Annotated in this window: 19 protein-coding genes; all 19 read right to left on the reverse strand. The window is 44.0% G+C overall.

Features of this window, described 5'->3' with window-relative positions; translation table 11 throughout:
- Positions 1 to 4: 4 nt before the first annotated feature.
- Complete coding sequence (locus WKT00_RS03720) at positions 5 to 1,402, reverse strand: alanine/glycine:cation symporter family protein (protein WP_101694091.1); 1,398 nt, start codon at positions 1,400 to 1,402, stop codon at positions 5 to 7.
- 187 nt (positions 1,403 to 1,589) lie between these two features.
- A complete protein-coding gene (locus WKT00_RS03725; protein ID WP_340261045.1) occupies positions 1,590 to 4,958 on the reverse strand; it encodes an SbcC/MukB-like Walker B domain-containing protein in 3,369 nt (1,122 codons plus the stop codon).
- On the reverse strand, positions 4,915 to 5,547 hold the full coding sequence (locus tag WKT00_RS03730) for a DUF4194 domain-containing protein (protein ID WP_101694089.1): 633 nt from the start codon (positions 5,545 to 5,547) through the stop codon (positions 4,915 to 4,917). Before WKT00_RS03730 ends, WKT00_RS03725 begins: the two co-directional genes overlap by 44 nt.
- A 1-nt stretch (position 5,548) precedes the next feature.
- Positions 5,549 to 6,949, reverse strand: coding sequence for a Wadjet anti-phage system protein JetA family protein (locus WKT00_RS03735; protein WP_101694088.1), 1,401 nt, complete (start codon positions 6,947 to 6,949; stop codon positions 5,549 to 5,551).
- Positions 6,950 to 7,096: 147 nt separating this feature from the next.
- On the reverse strand, positions 7,097 to 7,540 hold the full coding sequence (locus WKT00_RS03740; RefSeq protein ID WP_244094103.1) for a hypothetical protein: 444 nt from the start codon (positions 7,538 to 7,540) through the stop codon (positions 7,097 to 7,099).
- A gap of 42 nt (positions 7,541 to 7,582) precedes the next feature.
- Positions 7,583 to 7,903 (reverse strand): MBL fold metallo-hydrolase, encoded by a 321-nt coding sequence (locus tag WKT00_RS03745; RefSeq protein WP_244094104.1) that lies wholly within the window; start codon positions 7,901 to 7,903, stop codon positions 7,583 to 7,585.
- Positions 7,900 to 9,327 (reverse strand): sensor histidine kinase, encoded by a 1,428-nt coding sequence (locus WKT00_RS03750; protein ID WP_340261050.1) that lies wholly within the window; start codon positions 9,325 to 9,327, stop codon positions 7,900 to 7,902. Before WKT00_RS03750 ends, WKT00_RS03745 begins: the two co-directional genes overlap by 4 nt.
- Positions 9,312 to 9,992, reverse strand: a complete 681-nt coding sequence (locus WKT00_RS03755; protein WP_340261052.1) for a response regulator transcription factor — start codon at positions 9,990 to 9,992, stop codon at positions 9,312 to 9,314. Before WKT00_RS03755 ends, WKT00_RS03750 begins: the two co-directional genes overlap by 16 nt.
- Positions 9,993 to 10,007: 15 nt before the next feature.
- Positions 10,008 to 10,754: a lantibiotic immunity ABC transporter MutG family permease subunit gene (locus WKT00_RS03760; protein ID WP_340261054.1), complete on the reverse strand. Its 747-nt coding sequence runs from the start codon at positions 10,752 to 10,754 to the stop codon at positions 10,008 to 10,010.
- Positions 10,751 to 11,521: a lantibiotic immunity ABC transporter MutE/EpiE family permease subunit gene (locus WKT00_RS03765; RefSeq protein WP_101694083.1), complete on the reverse strand. Its 771-nt coding sequence runs from the start codon at positions 11,519 to 11,521 to the stop codon at positions 10,751 to 10,753. The genes WKT00_RS03760 and WKT00_RS03765 overlap by 4 nt, the downstream gene beginning before the upstream one ends.
- Positions 11,522 to 11,523: 2 nt before the next feature.
- Positions 11,524 to 12,255, reverse strand: coding sequence for a lantibiotic protection ABC transporter ATP-binding protein (locus WKT00_RS03770; protein WP_101694082.1), 732 nt, complete (start codon positions 12,253 to 12,255; stop codon positions 11,524 to 11,526).
- A 148-nt stretch (positions 12,256 to 12,403) separates the two neighbouring features.
- On the reverse strand, positions 12,404 to 13,324 hold the full coding sequence (tsf, locus tag WKT00_RS03775) for a translation elongation factor Ts (protein ID WP_101694081.1): 921 nt from the start codon (positions 13,322 to 13,324) through the stop codon (positions 12,404 to 12,406).
- 40 nt (positions 13,325 to 13,364) lie between these two features.
- Complete coding sequence (rpsB, locus tag WKT00_RS03780) at positions 13,365 to 14,114, reverse strand: 30S ribosomal protein S2 (RefSeq protein ID WP_101694080.1); 750 nt, start codon at positions 14,112 to 14,114, stop codon at positions 13,365 to 13,367.
- A gap of 216 nt (positions 14,115 to 14,330) precedes the next feature.
- Positions 14,331 to 15,383: a C40 family peptidase gene (locus WKT00_RS03785; RefSeq protein WP_173814364.1), complete on the reverse strand. Its 1,053-nt coding sequence runs from the start codon at positions 15,381 to 15,383 to the stop codon at positions 14,331 to 14,333.
- Between the two features lie 162 nt (positions 15,384 to 15,545).
- On the reverse strand, positions 15,546 to 16,475 hold the full coding sequence (locus tag WKT00_RS03790; RefSeq protein WP_101694079.1) for a CPBP family intramembrane glutamic endopeptidase: 930 nt from the start codon (positions 16,473 to 16,475) through the stop codon (positions 15,546 to 15,548).
- Positions 16,476 to 16,775: 300 nt separating this feature from the next.
- A complete protein-coding gene (locus WKT00_RS03795; protein WP_274602422.1) occupies positions 16,776 to 16,907 on the reverse strand; it encodes a hypothetical protein in 132 nt (43 codons plus the stop codon).
- 161 nt (positions 16,908 to 17,068) lie between these two features.
- A complete protein-coding gene (locus WKT00_RS03800; RefSeq protein WP_101694737.1) occupies positions 17,069 to 17,560 on the reverse strand; it encodes a prolyl-tRNA synthetase associated domain-containing protein in 492 nt (163 codons plus the stop codon).
- Between the two features lie 103 nt (positions 17,561 to 17,663).
- Positions 17,664 to 18,590 carry a tRNA dihydrouridine synthase gene (locus WKT00_RS03805; protein ID WP_340261065.1) on the reverse strand — a complete coding sequence of 309 codons (927 nt, stop codon included), beginning with the start codon at positions 18,588 to 18,590 and terminating at the stop codon, positions 17,664 to 17,666.
- Between the two features lie 50 nt (positions 18,591 to 18,640).
- Positions 18,641 to 19,879 carry a [Fe-Fe] hydrogenase large subunit C-terminal domain-containing protein gene (locus WKT00_RS03810; protein WP_340261067.1) on the reverse strand — a complete coding sequence of 413 codons (1,239 nt, stop codon included), beginning with the start codon at positions 19,877 to 19,879 and terminating at the stop codon, positions 18,641 to 18,643.
- Positions 19,880 to 19,955: the final 76 nt, after the last annotated feature.

Genomic DNA, 19,955 nt, shown 5'->3' on the forward strand with positions numbered 1-19,955 from the left:
ACTGTTAATCTTCAATAACCGGTACTTCTTCATCGCTCCATGCATCCAGATCATTGATGTATTTCTTTGTCTCTTTCACAATCACATTAGAGAGTAACAGCACTGCGATCAAGTTCGGGATTGCCATCAGTGCATTTAAAATATCTGCCAGCGCCCACACAACATCCAATGCTACAATCGGTGCAATTCCTGCTACAACTACATAAATAATGCGGTATGGAATCAGTCCTTTATGGCCTGCAAAATATTCTACCGCACGTTCTCCGTAATAAGCCCATCCGAGAATCGTAGAATATGCAAAGCAGATGATTCCGAGTGTTAAGATGATAGGGCCAAATACAGGAATCTGTCCAAACGCCAATGTAGTAAGGGTTCCGCCATCGCTGATCTGATCAGCATTGATATTTGGGTTTTTCATAATGGTAGATACAAGCACCAGCCCTGTCATCAGACATACAACTACGGTATCCCAGAAAGTACCTGTTGAAGATACCAGTGCCTGGCGAACCGGATTTCTTGTCTGTGCAGCAGCTGCTGCAATTGGCGCGGAACCCATACCGGATTCGTTAGAAAAAAGTCCTCTTGCGATTCCGTACTGCATGGCCAAACGAATACCTGTGCCTACCAGTCCGCCTGCTGCTGCACCCGGTGCAAAGGCAAGCTTGCAGATTGTCTGGATGGCTGGAAGGATATAGTCATAATTAATTCCCAGAATAATGAGACAGCCGATCACATAAAAGATAGCCATAAATGGAACAAGCTTCTCACATACTGTAGCGATAGATTTGATTCCTCCAAAAATAACGATTGCTGTGAGTATTGCTACGACCAGACCTACGATCCAACCCTGTACTCCCGTATTCTCTTCCACTACATTGGCAATCGCATTTACCTGTGTCGCACATCCGATTCCAAAAGATGCGAATCCTGCAAATACTGCGAAGATCATTCCAAGAACTTTGCCGAGTTTCTTCCATTTTAATCCTCTGGACAGCGCATACATAGCTCCTCCCTGCATACGTCCGTCTTTTGTTTTTACCCGGTATTTTACAGCGATCAGTGATTCGGAATATTTGGTGGCGATTCCGAAAATACCGGATAACCAGCACCACAGTACCGCGCCCGGTCCTCCAAGCGCAATTGCCGTTCCCACACCTACGATATTACCGGTTCCGATTGTGGCTGCCAGTGCAGTGGTCAGTGCTCCGAAGTTTGAAACTTCACCTTCTGCGTCCGGATCCTTCTGTACGGACAGCTTAATTCCTTTTGATATCGTCTTTCTCTGAATAAAACCTGTACGGATGGTCATATAAATATGGGTTCCGAACAGAAGAATGATGAGCCACCAGCCCCATACCATTCCATCAATTTTGTAGATCATATTACTGATTGTTTCAATCATAAGCAATTCCTCCCTTTCCTTTTGTTCCGTGCAGACATTTTCTATAAAACAACACGAAAAAAGGCGCCAGCAGGATTACTCCTGCGGCGCCTTTGCCACACTTCATTTTTAATATGTGCTTATTATAGATTCATCATAAAGCTCTGTCAAGAACTTTTTTATTATTTCATACCTTCTCTCGTATTTTTTAAACCGATCTATGATCTCCTTTCACCATCTGCAGATAATTTCCCTTATCGATGTGCATCATAGAGATCCGATTTTTCGATCTTCTAAATCCATACACACTGTCCACATTACGAATAAGCGACTGTAGACGCTCATCCGGCACACAGACAATCAGCTGCAAATCCAATTCCCGCGCATAGCGCAGACACACTTCACTTCGCTCCTTATCCATCTTAGAAAATGCCTCGTCAAGAAGTACCAGACGAATCTTGGACTCCCGGTTGTTCTGCTGCATATAAAGCATTGCAAACCCCGCAAGAAGAGCTACGTATTTCGGATTCTGTCCTTCTCCTCCGGAATCTCGGCCTGCCATCTCATCCACCGGGTTCTTCTTCACGTTCCCGTTTTCATCCACTACTTTTTCATACATGCTGAATTTCAGATAGGTTCGGTAATCTGCGTATTTCTCCATCGTTTTTTGATGTGCACTTTTCCCTTTCGGATCTTCGTGGCGAGGAGGCATAAATTTTTCAGTCAAGCGCAGAATTTCTCTTTCATATTTCTGATAAAATGCATCCTGCCCGAAGGTCATCTGGCCTTCGATCTGCTGCTCCCCTAAAAGCTTCATATCCAGTTCTTCTGCCATCAGCATCTCATAGAACTGTGCATTTTCATCATCAGCCGGAAGAATATCAATCTGATAAATACTGTCTGAAAACTTAATCTTTGCCAACATTCGATTGATCTCTCTACGATGCCGAAATGCCGCTTTGATTTCTCCATGAATGGATGCAATTACGTTTTCCCGAAGGCTACGATATACCATGGCGCACTGATTTTCAAATGCCTCTTTATAGGCCGGCTGAAAATCTCTTCTACATTCTGCCAGAAGCTGATCGTACACCTGGTTCTCTTTCTCATTCGATGTGAATCCATACATAGGATAGGCACGGTTAAACTGATTTCTGGCAAGGAATAACTGATCTGTTTCTTCCTCTTCCTGTTCCTTAAGCCGGAATAATTCTTTTTGCTTCTGTCTCTTAAAGCTCACAGCTTCCTGCCGCTCTAACACCATTTGCACCTCTTCTACAAAAGATGGATCTGGGACAAATCCTATCTCCAACTCCCTAAGATGTCCCTCTAATTCCTGGAACGTCTTCTTTAAATTCCCATGTCTGTCCGCCGAGCGGATCTGTTCCGCCTGTATGTGTTCAAGGGCTTCACCAAGCTCTTTCGCCTCCTGAAGGAGTTGTTGTTCTGCACGCTGCAGTTCTTGAATCCGGGTACCGTCCCGAAGCGTTTTCATCTCCTGATTCAGTGTATCCGCTCTCCCAGAGAGTTCTTCCAGCCGTTCCTGGGAACCTGCAAGACGAATCAGCTGTTTCGTCTGGTAATTGTTAAGCCGCTCCAATTCCCATACCTGCTTCAGAGTAAGCGCCTCCTGCGTTTTTGCAATGCGCTGTTCTTCCAGCACAAGAATCTCTTCTTCCAGTTCTTTTAACTGTCGCTTGGAAACTCTGGTTCCAATATAAGGATAAGCATACTCCTCTTTTCGCAAATGTCGGAACATATAGTTACTGTAAGCATAACAATCTTTCGTAATTCCATCTCGCACTTCATGTAGTTCTTCTACCGAATTGCATTTGTAAATGTGTCCCAGATACCGCTTTAGACAGAGATCTACATAAGAATATTCTGTCTTCACTGACTCGTACAACGTCCCTTTTTCCGCTGTCGGCTCATCCCGACTAATCGCCGCAGTATTGATTAAGGTAATATTCTCATACTCGTGTCCTTGAAGCTTCCGAAGAATTTTCGCCGCTTCCAGCGCATATCTTGGCTCTGTCACCAGCCCGAAGCGAATTCTTCCCAGACGCGCCTCCACTGCGTTCTTCCAGTCCTCATCTGTAATATCGAATAGATCGGCAAAAACCGAAACGGTTACTGGTGTTTGATAGCGGTCACTTAAGGCAGACTGAAGTTTCTTTCTCACACTTCTAAGCCGCTTATCGTAAGGCTTTCTGTCCTGTCTTAATTCTTCTGCAACCTCCCGCTTCTCTTTTTCTTCCTTCTTCATTTTGGCCACATCTGCCAAAAGCTGGGTATGCTCTTCCTGGATCGATTCAAACGCTTCCGAAAGCCCTTGCTTTAAGCGCTCTACCTGTTCTTCTGAGCTTTCTCCTTCACAGACCTCTTCTAACAACTGAAGCGTAGGATTGCTGACAAAATCACTGATCTCTTCTGTATTCTCCCATTTGCGCAGCCGGCACACCAGATCTTTCCAGGTCTCCAAATCCAGCGCATAGGATTTACACATTTCTTCGATCTGCTTTAATTCTTCCTGTTTCTTTCCATAGTCACTGGACCTTATTTCCGCACGTACTTCCACCAGTGTATTCCGCTGCGCCTCTTCTTTCTCTCTTAAACGCAGACTCTGTTCTTCCTGCTTCTTCTGCTGTTCCTCAATTCGTTCCAATTCTTCCTTTGTCGCAGCAAGATGGGCTTTTTCCGTCTCCGCCTCCAGTATGCGAAGCAGCGCCTCCACCCTTACCTGATCTGCCTGAATGTTCACTTTCCGGCGAGAATGTTCCTGAATCGCATCTAACAGGGTCATCTTCTGCTCCAGATCTTCTACTCGTTCCTTGATCTCGCGGTATGCTCCCAGCTGTTCACTGATAGCCGCAATCGTATCCTCCTTACTCTTGGGAAACATATAATCTTTGATAAACTGGCCGGTACCGTCAGACATTCGAAGTGCAATGGCACTTTTTTCCATTGTTTTGAATCTTCCCGGTTCTACCCCGCCAAAAATCACTTCACACAGAGTGTTGCGATAGGATTCCTGAGAGGGATACATGCGATTGATATTTCCTTTCAGGAACAGCACCTGCTCCTTTCCCCGTTCTTCCACCACGGTCTTAATCTGCGCACGGGAATAGGGCACTCCCGCTTCCGTCAGATACTCATGCTCCGGAATTCTTCCGGTATGGCTGAAAAAACAGTAATTCTTCAGATCCTGATCCTGTTTCCCCACTTCAAACACAACGCCAACACAAACATGCTCCTGCGCTCCGGTATCTTCAATCTCCATCACAATCTGGGAACAAAAGTCTACGTTTCCTCGATTGGCAGTCCCGTCTTTTTGTTCCCCTCTAAGATAACTTAGTACACTTCTTTTATTTTTGGTATCGTCCGCCGCCCGGTTTAGGAAATCGTTCCTGACACTTCCATACAAAATCACCTGCATGGCATCCATCACCGTAGATTTTCCAGATCCGCTCTTGCCGCTGAAGAGATTGACATATTCATGGAATTCCAAAATTTTATGTTCAATTCCTCCCCAGTTACTCAACAGCATCCTGCGGAATAATTTCTTCGCCTGCGCCATTTTCTTCCTCCTCTTTGTAGTCTTCCAGCAATTCATTCACCATCGCCGAACTAAAATACAGATGAATCGTACTGTAGATATAAATCGGCGTATGATCTTCCAGCTCTCTGACTGCTCCCGGATATTCGATCATCTGATGCTTTTTCATCATCCACAGTGCTTCACTCCACTCACTTGTAGTCAACTTTTCATTCAGTAGATTTGAATTTCTCCCGTACTCTCTGATTTCTTCCAGATTTGTAACCGTCGCCGCCAAACCATTCCCCATAATCTTGTCATGGTAAATCATCTTGATCAACAGCATAATGATCGTTGTAGTTCTGGAAATCCGCTCGGTCTCCAATCCTTCTCCAACTACACGAAAAATGCACTCCTGGGGATCGTGAAGAAGCTCACAGCCAATCACATCCAGGTACTGGCAGATAAATTCCCGATGCCTGATACAGGTCTCATACTGCTCGTTCCCGCTTGGCGCCAATGTCACAGGATCATATTTTTCCCGCAAAATACAAGTCTGCCGAAGCAGGCTTAAGATTGTTTTCTTCAGTTTTTCTGCCTCTGTTACAGACAGTTCTTCTAAATATCTCATACTATTTCCTTTCAATGGACAATCCCGAATACCGGAATCCTCCCTCGCTTTCTATCTCTTGATCCAAATGGATGTCTAAAGACTCTTCCGCCACCTGCGTCATTTCCTGCCACACGAAAAACAGCTTTTCCAAATCTTCCACCGAACGTACCGTATCTGTCGTTGCCCGAAATGCCCCGTCTTTTTCATTTTCCCTCCAAAAGCTGTCGATTTCTGCATTGGTATAAAGCGGTTTTAACACGAATTCCTCTAACGCCTCATCGCCTTTTCCTTCCGGCGTCACAGAGACCGGATGAAATCCTTTCTTTTCCGTCCCTTTCGGACGATACAGTCCTTTTTCTGTCACCGTCTGGAATCGCTCTGTCAGACTGATTCGCTTGGCACACTCATCAAGGATCTCCTCTTTCCTTCCACTTTCATTCAAAAGCTTCACCAGTGCCTTCACCGGATCTTCCTGCTCGTCTCCCTCAATCAGAATATAGCGGATTCTTGCAGCCGCCCGCTTGGCAAAGGTCATCTTCTGCTCAATCAATTTATTATAACGCCTCTCGATGGCGTCAAACTCCCGTTCAATCCGCCTTAGAATCTCCATCGCTTCTTCACAGCTCAAAGCTTCCCTGTTCCATTTGATCCACTTGGGCGTTCCTTCTTCTGACATCCGTCTTTCTTCCTCAAACTTCAGCTTTCTAAGTTCATTTTCTTCGATATTTTGATCAATCAGCTCTTTCACCGCCTCTTTATACCGATAAAAGCTGTCTGTCGTAGTCAGAATGGCGTACTTCCTGCTGTCGCTGTTATTGATCTCCTGAATCAGAACCTCCTGAACTCCCAGAAACGTCTTCTGCTTCGACAGCTCATCAAAATATCCCCGAATTCCATCCTGCATATTGGACAGCATTTGCAGAAGTCTCCTCGAAGATGTAAGCGCACTCTTTAGAATCTCATTATTCTTCTCCGGATCAGAACTATAAGTAAACAAATGACTATAGACGGTCAAAATGCTTTCTCGCTCTTTGCTCTCCTCTTCACGGTAAAGCCGGCAAAACAGCTCTAAAAAAAGCTGGCTGTAATCCGGAAAAGACACGACATAACAGTTGAGCACTTCATCATAATCTCTTTTCAGCCATCCCCACTCTTCAAAATGGCGTAAAAACACGGACGGTATCGTCGATCTTGTCAGGATCTCTCCTTCCTCGTCCATCTGTTCCTGGCTAAAATCCATGGAAAGCTTTGTCATCGTCTCCTGGATCAGCATGTGGCACTCCTCTTCCGTAAGCCCTAAAAGAGAGTACGAGCTTCCAGATTCCTCATAGACAGCAAGAAGACACTGCTGATAATATTCTGTATATTTACTTCCAAATAGCTTATAGAATCCTTTCGGGATCCTGTCTTTCATCCCCATCTGCCTGCCGCTCCTTTCTTTTTCCTTCCATATACTATCACGTTACAAGGATTTCGTCCATCAATCATCAAAGATCTCACCCAATATTTCTACCGCTTCCTATTCCATCAAGCAGGCAAAAGGGAGATGAAGTTTTTCTTCACCTCCCTATACAATCCGATCACCCGAATGAATCCAAAAAAGCTGATCACCCATAACCTCTTTCATCATCTCAAATGCCTCCCGCCCCGTACAATGTCCGGTATAGAAAACTGTTGGATATGTTTGAAGCTGCTTGGCTGTATTTCTTATGATCTCTTTCTCTTCCTCGGTATACCCTGTTTTCTTCATCATATGGAATCCACTGACCACCTTATCCGGATGTGTATGATAAATCGTTTCGAACCGTTCCAGAATATTTAAGATCCCATTGTGGGCACAGCCGGAAACTAAGATTTTCTCATTTCCATTCTTTACGACAAGACATTGCTCATGTTGAAAATGATCCTGTAATTCTCTGCCCTCTATCTTTTCTGAAAGCTCCAGATTGCTCTTTGGCCAGTATTTTCTCCCCGTAATATCCGAAAATAGCTCCAGCTCTTCATCAATCACACAGTCCCCCTCTATTAAATGAAGCTTCGGAAGATTTAAAATCTAGCGGTCAATTCCGATATATCTGTCTCCGTGATAGTAATATCCTGCCCCTTTTTTCTGCATATAAATATCTGCATGTCCAAAATTCTTGGCATAACTTATCAAGCCACCTGTATGATCATAATGTCCGTGACTGATAACAATCGTATCTATTTTCGAAAGATCCACGCCCAGCCTCTTCGCATTTTCCCACGTGAGCTCTGATTGACCGGTATCTACAAGCAATTTATGGTGCTTTGTTTCTATATAGAGACATAGTCCGTGCTCTGCCAAAGCCCCTTCCTTTCCTACCGTATCTTCCATTAACGTAATGATTTTCATTTTGCCTCTCCTCTCACCCACAAAGTCACTTCTGCGCCTTGCCCCTCCTTAGAATTGCCAAGCTCCAGAAATCCTCCCTGTGCCTCTATAAAACGCTTTACGATCGCAAGCCCCAGTCCCTGATGATTCCTGTCATGTCTGCTTTTATCTCCGCGATAAAATTCTTCCGTAGCAAATTCCAAATCTTCTTTTGTAAATCCATGTCCATAATCACGCACTTTCGCACAGAGATATGGAATGCCCTCTTTCATGCTCTCTGTCATTTTGATATCTATTCCCTGCTCTATGTCCGTATATTCCAAAGCATTCGAAAGCACATTTCTCCATGCCCTCTTTAGCTGCTCCAAATTCACCTGTATCACGGTATCTGATTTGCAACACCAAACCATCAAAGGCATATGTTTTGCTGATGCCATCTGCTCTGCCAGTATTTTTAATTGTCCTTGAAGCTTCTCACTGCTGATACAGATTTCCTGTTCCGCAGATTCCTGATCGTTCAAAAGAAGACGCATCTTATCCAGATACTTTTCCACCTCTTTTGTGTACTCCACAATCTGTCTTTGACTCTCTCCCACACTTTGCAGCACCTGTCCATGCTCCAAATGATACGCTTCTTCTCTTAATGCTTCCAGATCCTCTTCTGCAAGCTCTGCATTTCCTTTGATAATGGTAAGCGGCGTCTTAATATCGTGTACCAGCGCCTGCATTTTTCTTTTGTGTTCACTTTCCAGATCCCACTGTCTCTTTAAAGACACTTGAAGTGCTTCTTTCATATGCCCAAGCGAACAGAGTACGTTATTCATTTCCTTTACATCTGAGACGCCAACTTCAAATTCCAGATCATTTTCTGAAATCTTCCGAGTCACTTCATTTAACTGCTCCAAGCGCACCCTCATCGTTCTTGCAAATCTCCTTGCCAGAAGCACCGACTGAAGAACAAAGGCCAAAAGCATGACAAGCGGAAGCAAAAGTTCCATATTCGGTAACATGTGATTCAGCGGTTCTATTGTATATCGCATCCGCAAATGATACTTCACAATGCAGACTTCCTGCTCTGAGCGCAGAATAAATCGGTAGTATCCTTCTTGAGAGGACATATCTTTCTTCTGATAACATTTCCACACTTGGGAACGACTCTTTTGATCCAGCGTTCCGTATAACCATTTACCTTCTTCTGTATATACACCATACTCACAGCCTGCCGGAAATGGAATCTCTCCCACATCTTCTGCCATACGGATATCTTCTGTATGGTCATTGAGCCATTGCTCAGAATAATTTGCCGGAAGCACCTGTCCTGTCGCTGCCAGAAGGACAAGGACCATGTACGCGCCGACGACGATCAACACCGTATTAACACAAAAGATCACCATATATTTTAAAAACATCCCTGTCAGTGTTCTTTCTTTTACTCTGCCTTCCATCGATATCCAATCCCCCACACTGTCTCAATCGGTTCCAGTCCATATTGTTTGCATTTTGCACGGATATTTTTCACATGTTCTGTGATAGCAGAAGCATCACTCTCCCCATCATACCCGTACACCGCCTCATAAATGCGCTCTTTTGAAAAGACCTGCCCTAAGTTTACTGCCAGATATTCACAAATTGCATACTCGCTTTTCGTCATGGGAATCTCTCTTCCTTGATATGACATTTTCTTTGCCTGAATTTGAAACTGTACGCCGCCTGCTTCCAATAAATGTTTGCGCTCTCTTTTTTCTCTTCGAAGATGTGCCGCAACCCGCGCCCGAAGTTCACCGATTCCAAAAGGTTTCGTAATATAATCGTCTCCGCCAGCTCCAAGTCCCTTTATGAGATCACCTTCTTCGCTTTTCGCAGTCAAAAATAAAATCGGACAGTCCACTCGATTTCTAAGCTCTGCGCAAAGCGAAAACCCATCCATCTTAGGCATCATCACATCTAAAATAATCAACTGGTACCACTCAAGATTTATTTTAAGCACCACGTTAGGATCTTCGATGGTGTCCACCTGATATCCTTCATGTTCCAGACTCCTTCGGACTAATTCCAAGATTCCTCTGTCATCATCCACAACCAATATATGAATCCTTATATTTTCCACCATCTCACATCCTCTCTCCTATTCTGCATGTGCGGAAGCTGCTGCCAGTTCTCCCCTATATTGAAACCATAGAGAAATTATGGCACAAACACTGATACTTATCAATCCAAAGATTCCCCGTCCGAAGTCTGTTCCCAAACCGAGAAATCTTTTTAGAATCTCCGCTGAGAACCGAATGCTCCAAGAGCAGGGAAGAAACTGCCAGATTCCTTCTCCAAGCCCAGTGATAAGAAGGGCTGCCAATACAGACTGGATCACGCCAATTCCCATAGACACCGACTGCGAAAACCGCAGATTCAAAAATAGATGAATCGGATATTGTATCAGACTTCCAAGCCATAGTCCTGCCGCTATCTCCATATATAATATACTGGGAAGATCTACATTCCCAAGAAGATAGCTTTCTCCCAACGCAAAGGAACCCATACCGATCACCACCGATGCTCCCCCTGCGATTTGAAGCACCAGACACTTTGCCCAAAAGGAATGAAGCCAGCCTCCACTTCCTCCTAAAAAGGTCTGGAAGTGATTACCTTCTTCCAGCGCTATTTGACAGGCGCAGACAAGACTGACAATGAAAGGAAAGGCAAGTCCGATCAACTGCGAAAAGGTTGATAACTGTACCATCGTCTCCACCTTGGAAAAGTGGTGATAAAGCAGCAGTGCCACGCTGCCCACCAGTGGAATCCCTATATGAAGCGCTGGAATGATGGTGTGCTTCGTCTTATAACACTCCCCAATACATAACCTTACAAACTGTCTCATACCCTTTTCATCCTTCTTTCATAATCGATTCTGCCAACCCCCCACAACAAAAGAAACCATATCACAGACGCCACCATTCCGATGGGAATACTGGAGCTATCCATAAGCCTCGGCGCAAACGTCATTTCACCCGACTGTGCCGGAAGTCCATTGGGAAGAATGCTTAGCACCGGACACATCATTCTGGCTCCAATCGCCCCCGGGAACAACATATAAATTGGTGATAATGACAAAAAGATTGCCATCACATTACATAGTATCACATGAAGCAACAACATAACGGTTCTTCCAAACCTCTGCGCCAATAGCAGGCACCACGGAATCTGCCAGCCAAAAGACAGCCAAAGAAGCACTCCTGCCTCCAATTGCGAAAAAAGAGACGGTCGAATAATAAAGGTAACATTTAGGACATGTTCCAATAAAAATGCGATTCCAATCACAAGAATCATAAGAAGAACCATCGCTGCTCCGGAGACCAAGATTCCATACAATACTTTTGCATCCCAAATCCTTCCCATATCACAGGGTAACGCTAAGATCGCCCGATTTTTCATCTTCTTCTCTTTCCCGACAAGCATTCCGCAGCTCAGCGCTATCAATCCCGGATACATCCCCATATACCACCAATTATAACCATCCACCGCGAAAAACACATGGGTAAGAACTGCCGCCAGCATAGCACAGACAACCGGCATCAAAATCAAAAGTTTTAACATGGATGTGTGCTTATGTTTCAAAGCTTCCGCCTTTAAATATTGTCCGATCATCCTTACATTTCCTCCCTTGTTGCTTTTCTTACGATATCCATAAACAAGGCTTCCAGATTATCGCCATCAGAAATATTTCCCTCATAGTGAACCCTGCCATCTACGATGATTGCGATTTTGTCTGCTATTTGCTCAATCTCACTTAATATATGGCTGGACACAAGTACTGTAATCCCTTCTTCGGGAAACTGACAAATGAGTTCTCGAAGCTCCTGTATACCAACCGGATCAAGCCCATTGACCGGTTCATCCAACACAAGCAGTTTCGGATGGTTCAAAAGCGCAATAGCAATTCCAAGACGCTGTTTCATTCCAAGCGAAAATGCACCTGCCTTTTTCTTCCCTGTGTTCGTGAGGCGAACCACTTTCAACACTTCCTCAATCCTGCTGTCCGGAAGTCCCAAAAGAAGCGTACGTACTTTTAGATTCTCCCACGCACTTAAATTTTCGTAAATAGGCGGTGTCTCAACCAACGCTCCGATATGATTTAAATCTTCCCTTGTCCACAGATAACCGTCAAACAATATCTCCCCTTTTGTAGGTCTAAGCATTCCTGTCAGACATTTTAGTAACGTCGATTTCCCCGCCCCATTGGGTCCGAGAAGACCGTATACACAATTCTTTGGGATACAAAGAGACACTTGATCTATCGCCCTTTGCTTGTGAAATACTTTTGTTATGTGATTCATTTCCACCAGATTCTCATTATATCCGGCACTGTTTTTTTCTTTCATTGTCATTTCTCCTTTCCTGCTCTGTTATATAAGATAAAGGAGAAATATAAGGAAATTATAAGGATGGGACTATAAATGAGAAAACCCTTGAAAACACTAGGTTTTCAAGGGTCTATCAAATTCTCTTAAAAGTTATTCAAAACAGGGATTATTTACCCATCTGAGCTGCAACTTCTGCTGCGAAGTCCTCGTTCTTCTTCTCAAGTCCTTCACCAGTCTCAAAACGAACGAATTTCTTAACTGTTACGTTAGCACCGTTCTCTTTTGCAACTTTCTCTACGTATTTAGCAACTGTAAGGTCGCTGTCCTGTACGTATGTCTGGTCTAACAGACAGATCTCTTTCATCTCTTTGTTCAGACGTCCGATGATCATCTTCTCAATGATATTGTCTGGCTTGTTTGGATTCTCTTTCTTAGCCTGTGCAAGAAGAATCTCTTTCTCATGCTCTAAGAAATCCTGCTCTACTTCATCACGAGATACATACTTCGGAGACATTGCTGCTACCTGCATAGCTACATTCTTTAAGCATGTCTTGATCTCATCGTTAACAACATCTGTATCAGCCTCAACAAGAACACCGATACGTCCGCCACCGTGGATGTAAGATACAACGCATCCCTCAGCTTCGATTTTCTCAAATCTTCTGATATTTAAGTTCTCACCGATCACTGCGATCTTCTCTGTCAGAACATCTTTTACAGTCTTAGAAGCATCTTCATTCCATGCCTCTGCCATAAATGCATCCATATCTGCTGCATTTGTTGCAAGCGCCTGATTTACAACTGCCTGAACATATGCCTGGAAATCAGCATTCTTAGCTACGAAGTCTGTCTCAGAGTTTACTTCTACGATAGCTGCTGTCTTATCTTCCTTCACACCAGCCATAACGATACCCTCTGCTGCAATTCTTCCAGCTTTCTTCTCAGCCTTAGCCTGTCCGTTCTTTCTTAAGAACTCGATTGCTGCGTCCATATCACCATTTGTCTCATTAAGAGCTTTCTTGCAGTCCATCATTCCTGCTCCGGTCATCTCTCTTAACTCTTTTACCATACTAGCTGTAACTGCCATCTTCTTTTCCTCCATACATCGTGAAATTGAAATGCTAATCTTACTCTTCTACTGTTTCCTCTGCGTAAGCTTCCTCAGCAGCTTCTTCGTATCCCTCTTCTCCAGTCATTCCCTGGTTTGCTTCGATAACAGCATCTGCCATCTTGGAAACGATTAATTTTACTGCACGGATTGCATCATCGTTACCTGGGATTACGTAGTCCAGTTCTTCTGGATCACAGTTTGTATCAGCGATACCGATAAGCGGAATTCCCAATGTATGAGCTTCCTGTACACAGATCTTCTCTTTCTTAGGATCTACTACAAAGATTGCATCTGGCAGATTCTTCATATCTTTGATTCCGCCAAGGTTCTTCTCAAGCTTCTCCCACTCTTTTTTGATCTGGATAACTTCTTTCTTTGGAAGTACATCGAATGTTCCATCTTCAGACATTCTTTCGATATCTTTCAGACGTGCAATTCTGCTCTTGATTGTCTTGAAGTTTGTAAGCATTCCTCCAAGCCATCTCTCATTTACAAAATACATTCCACAACGTTCAGCTTCTGTCTTGATAGCATCCTGAGCCTGTTTCTTAGTTCCTACGAACAGGATTGTTCCGCCATCTGCTGCAATATCAGATACTGCCTGATAAGCTTCATCTACTTTTCCTACAGATTTCTGTAAGTCGATGATGTAGATACCATTTCTCTCTGTGTAGATGTACGGAGCCATCTTAGGGTTCCATCTTCTTGTCTGATGTCCAAAGTGAACACCTGCTTCTAAAAGTTGCTTCATTGAAATAACGCTCATGTTTCTTTCCTCCATTTGGTTTTTTACTTCCGCATATGTTGTAAGTCCGCGAAACCGGCTTATTTCTAAGCTTTGGCACCATCTCGGACAAACAAATGCGTGATTTTTGCGACTTTAATATGATAGCACAAAAGCCTTGCATATGCAAGGCTTTTTATCTGTACTTTCTTCTTTCTTTTTCATTCTCCAGTTTGAATGACCGGACATCACTGACAATTAGTAACGAACATAGATCATGTTGGATCGTACCGGAGAAACTTTTACCACATCACCTGTCTGAGGCGCATGAATCATCTGCCCATTTCCAATATAAATTCCGCAATGCGTGGTTGTTGTACACACATCTCCCGGCTGTGGATTGCTGACTCTTGGCCATCCCATGAATGTCAATGTCGTTCCCAAACGCGCAAATCTTCCTGTCAGGCAATAACTTACAAAACCAGAGCAGTCAAAACTATTCGGTCCGCACGCCCCCCACTGATATGGTTTGCCAAGCTGACTCTGTGCACGACCTACTACAGATCCCGGATCAACAGATGGCGCTGTATTTCCACCGCCACCTCCATTTCCCGGATTCGGGTTAGAAGGATTCGGAGTTGTCGGCCGCTGCGGATTATTCTGTGCTGCCGCAGCTGCTGCTTCCGCCTCCCGTCTCTGACGTTCTGCCTCAGCCTCTGCTGCCGCCTGCTGAATCTGCGCATCCAGATCTGCTACTTCAGCGGACTTAGATGTAATCATTGCATCCAGGTTATTTCCTTTTTCTTCATACTCTGCCTGTTTGCTTTCTATCTCTTTCTGATCCTTTTCCAGATCACTCTTAAGGGTTTCGATTTTCTCTTTCGTCTCTACGTACTCCGCCAACTTCTGTCTGTCATAACTGTGTACATTCTGAACATATTCGGCATTATTTACAAAATCCGAAAAATCTTCTGATGCCACCAGACTTTCAAAAGCACTGGTTCCGCCGGCTTCATACATATATTTGATACGGAGTTTCATATCTTCATACTGCTGCTGCTCTTCTTCTTCCGCTACGACAAGTTCCCCTTCTTTTTTCGTAATTTCCTCCCCAACGCTAATCAGATCACTCTCAATCTGACTTAGCTCATTCATTACGGACGTCAATTCTGACTGAAGAGAATTCACTTCACTCTGGGCTTCTTTTTTATTCTGCTCCAGCTCATCCACAGAAGGAGCTGCAATAACCGGTGTCACGATCAATGAACTTGCAACCACTGCAGTAATCAGTCTGCCTCCAAATTTCTTCATATTTTCAACCATCCTTTATCAATTATTCCTCTTTTTTCCTAACGCAAAAACGATATAGTAAAACTATACCTAGAAACGATTATAGCCTACTACACCGCAAATTGCAATATTTTTTAATATTTTTGTAACATTTTCGTTCTCCCCAAAGACTCCCCGTTTCTTTTATTCCTGATCAGGAACAGTTAAAACTGGTTCTGGCTTTTCTTCAATCCTTTGCACAAATGTAAACATTGCAGCAGCCACAGTTGCACATACTACTGTGACAACCCCAAGGCGCATCATATCCTCGGCAAGCCATTCGTACAGTCGATACTCCGTCGCCAGCACCGACAATAGATTCATAGAAACATGCGCAAGAATTGGCGCTTTCACAGAACCATATTTTTCATAAATATAAGCAAACATCAGTCCCAGCAGGAATCCGTAAATCATCTGAACCAGATTCATGTGCAAAAATCCGAACACTACTGCCGAATACATAGCCGCCTGCATAAATCCCCCCTGCATACGCAGCCGCTTGAACAGGAGACCTCGAAAAACAAGTTCTTCACAAATCGGAATCAAGATAGCCAAAGACAGAATCTGAACACCAAGCGGAGCTGTATAAAGAGCATCCATCGTCTCTTCATATCCCGCGCTAACGGAAGAAAGATTTCCAATTAATATCAGATTATTCGCCGCCACACAAAATGTCAACGCCATCAGAAGCTGCGGAATATATTTCCACAGCGGCGCTTTTTTATTCGGAACAATCCCCATCATTTTCTCCCTCACTCGATCCTTGTGAAACCAAAGAAGCATCACAGGAATCGTTGCCAGCGCTGCCGCTCCCTCAACCCAGGTGGTGTACTTTGCATAAATCTTCAAGATTTTCTCATATAGTGCCATCATCACACTTTCATCCGACAGTGCGCTCATAGCCACATCATAATGAGAATACATATACATAAAACTAATAATTCCCATTGCGACCATCGTCACACCAAAACTTACCGCCCATTTTATTACAACTGGTCCCCACAGATTCCACAGGCGTTTCCCGTAACTTTCCTGCTGCATCGGCGGAACCTGACTATTCTGCTGTTGTTCCATATGCTGAGTGCCTCACTTTCCGTTTTGTCCTTCTGACATCACTTTCTCTATTCTACTTCCCATTCCCAGAACATGCAATTAAAAAACTATTAAAATTTCACAACGATTTTTCGAGATTTGCGAGTATTTTAATTGTAAACGAAGCCTTTTTCTTCAAAATTTTATTTGCTAAAATTTTCTATAACCAATCCATAATTACTTCCATACATTGCCAAGGTTTTCAACTTGTTTTTCTTCCAGCCCAATGCTATAGATTTCATCCATAGCATGAATCAACTCATGAAGAAGAGTCGCTTTCTTCTATTCTTCCTTTGCGTCTGCGTTTAATAAAATCTTCTCCGGTAGATAATGAATCTGTCCATACAGATCTCCGGCTTCATCGTGTGGGTTTGCGAATTCTTCACAAATAAAAAATGTATTTGTTTCCTGCATACTTCTGGCTTAATGGCCTTAATTCCAATTTTTTGCCGCTTATTTATCAAAGCCTGTTCTGAAATACCTGCAAAAGAAGTTTCTATTTTGCTGTAATAAAAAAGGACATTCTGACAATTTCTATCGTCAAAATATCCTTAAAACATTATTCTTTTATGGCATTATAATTTCACCTTAATTACATCTACATCCAAATCCCACAGGAATTTATCCAAATCTTTAAAGGATAAAAATACGGTTGCCGTATTCTCTAATGGATGAATTCCAAGGCTTTTACAGCGGCTTAAGTCCTTATCGATAAAGAATTCCACTGCGTGATCTGCGTCATTCATCAATCCAAAAGGTGAGACGCTTCCCTGCTTAAGTCCAAGATATTTCTCCAGTCTTTCTTCGGATGCAAAGCTTAAATTACCTCCACCCAGCTGTTTTCCCAGACTTTTTAAATCCACCTGCTTCTTCTCATCGCAGGTCACGAGAAAGTGACGCTTTCCTTTCGAATCTCTCAGAAACAGATTCTTACAAAGGGTTCCTTTTTCCGGAAGGCCCAAACGATCCATGTCTTCCATCGTATGTACCGGCTCATGTTCCACCACTTCATATTTAATTTTCAAACGATCCAACGCATCGTATACCCGCTTCTTCTGATCTTCCATCCCTATCTCCTTTCCCGGCTTTTCCCACCGGCATTTCTCCATCGTTATTCTATCGTTTCTTATTATATCGGAATCCTCTCACCGTTGCAATCCCATTTCTTTTCTATTCGCCGTCTAAAAGCTGCGATACTGCCTCCTCATATCGATCAAAATGTTCCGCTTTCCGAATTTTTTTCAAAAGTTTTTCTCCTTCCTGAAAACCGCTTCCAAGATAGCTCCAGATCTCCTTCATCTTAAATAGAACATTCTTCTCTCCCATACTGCGTTCCTGATATTCTGCAAAGATCTGGTCATGGAATGCGCGGATTCTAGCCATATCAGCTCTTTGCTTCCCTTCCATTTCTTCTGTCAGAGACGGATTCTTAAGAATGCCCCTCCCCAGCATCATACGATTCACAGCCGGATATTGTTCTGCAAACTTTTTTCCATCCTCCGCGCAAAAAATATCCCCATTATAACAGACTGGACATCGACTTTCCTGTTCTGCCTTTGTAAACATTTCCATTCGGGGACGATTCTTATAGAAATCCTGCTGTACCCGTGGATGTACGATTAATTCTTCCAGTGGATACTGGTTATAAATTGCAAGCAGATGCTCAAATTCTTCCGGCTCATTTTTCCCAATTCTTGTTTTGATTGAAATTTTCACATCTGTTCCCCGATAAATAGCATCCAAAAAGCGATCCAATTCCTCCGGCTTCGCCAGAAATCCAGATCCCCGCCCTTTTGACACTACGATTTTGGACGGGCATCCCAGATTCAGATTTACTTCTTTGTAACCATAATATTTCAGCTTCTCTACTGTATCAAGGAACCCTTGCGCATCATTCGCCATAATCTGCGGCACAAGATACATCCCCTTATTATTCTCCGGAGAAATTTCCCGGATTTCTTTGGCGCTTAGCCCTTTCTTGGTGTGCGGCACCAAAAAGGGGGTAAAATATTTATCCATCGGCCGGAAATGTGCATGATACGCTCTCCGGTATACATCCGTCGTAATGCCCTCAAGCGGGGCAAGATAATACTTCATGTCGTTATCTGTCCTTCCTTTTCTTCTGTATTTTATCCGTTTGTTTCTCCCTAAAATACGCGAGTAAACAAACTCTCATCTTCCAAAAGCTGCTCCACCGTATCAAATCCTAAGTCTTGCAGCAGTCTCAGCACGTACGGATTTTCAAGTGGCGTATGAAACTTCGCATCAGCAGCATACTGATCAACCCACTTCTTTCCGTCATCCACAGGCACCAACCGTTTGGGTCCCCCCACGCAGCCGCCTTCACAGCCCATTCCTTCAAAAAAATTAGCATCCGTCTCTCCTGCCTGAATCCGGCGTATCAGCTCCATACACGCTTTCGTTCCGCTTGCTTTTTCACTCTTTATATTCAATGCTTCTTCCTTCGCGCTGTCGCCAAGCTGCATAACCATCTCCGACACCGCCTTGCTGACACCGCCTGCACGCGCGTACAAACGCCCTGCCGACGATGCATGATTTTTCTCATCTTCCGGCAGATCTTCTGGACGGATTCCAGCTACATCCAACAACTCTTTCCACTCTTCAAATGTCAGCACATAATCCACAGCATCCGCAATATCTGCCTCACGGGCTTCCGCTTTTTTCGCAAGACAAGGCCCCACAAAAACGGTCACTGCTTCTTTCTTCATCTTCTTGAGCATTCGCCCGCATGCAACCATAGGGGACACTGCCCCAGGAACATGGGGAAGCAGCTCGTGATATTTCCCACGTATCATACGAATCCATACGGGACAGCAGCAGCTAGTAAGCTGATAATCCCCAGTTTCCCGCACATGTTTTTGAAACTCCAGTGCCTCCTTCAATGTCAGAATGTCTGCAAAGAGTGCAACTTCTACCATTCCGGCAAATCCAAGCGCCTTGCATGCGCTTCGCAATTTTCCGGGAGTCACCCCTTCTCCAAACTGCCCTACAAAAGCAGGCGCCACCATCAGATATGCTTTTCCGGGAGAGCGGCGAACCGCCCGCATCGCAGCAAGCCCGTCTTTCGACATCATAAGATGCCCTTCCTTACAGGCTTCTATACAATCCCCACAGCCAACGCACCGCTCTGGATTGATCCACAGTCTTCCATCCCTTTGTTCCTCAATCGCATCAAACAGGCAGCTTCTTCTACACGCCCGGTCGTAACTGCATTGTTCGCATTCCGCAGAAGGAACCACCGGAGCATATTGTCTTGGATTAAGGAGACAATCAAGATGTCTTGGATCATACTGCGCCGGAAGCGGCTCTTTTGCCTTCACTTTCTGTTCAAGAATATCCTCATATAATTCTTGCAGTGTTTTCATATTCCGTCCTCGATTCATCCATTTCTATCGGCGAAACTGCCGTCTCTATTTATCATTGGCCAAACCTCAGACTTTT

This window comes from Dorea sp. ICN-14282 (assembly GCF_037890115.1).
GTDB classification, from domain to species: domain Bacteria; phylum Bacillota; class Clostridia; order Lachnospirales; family Lachnospiraceae; genus Dorea_B; species Dorea_B phocaeensis.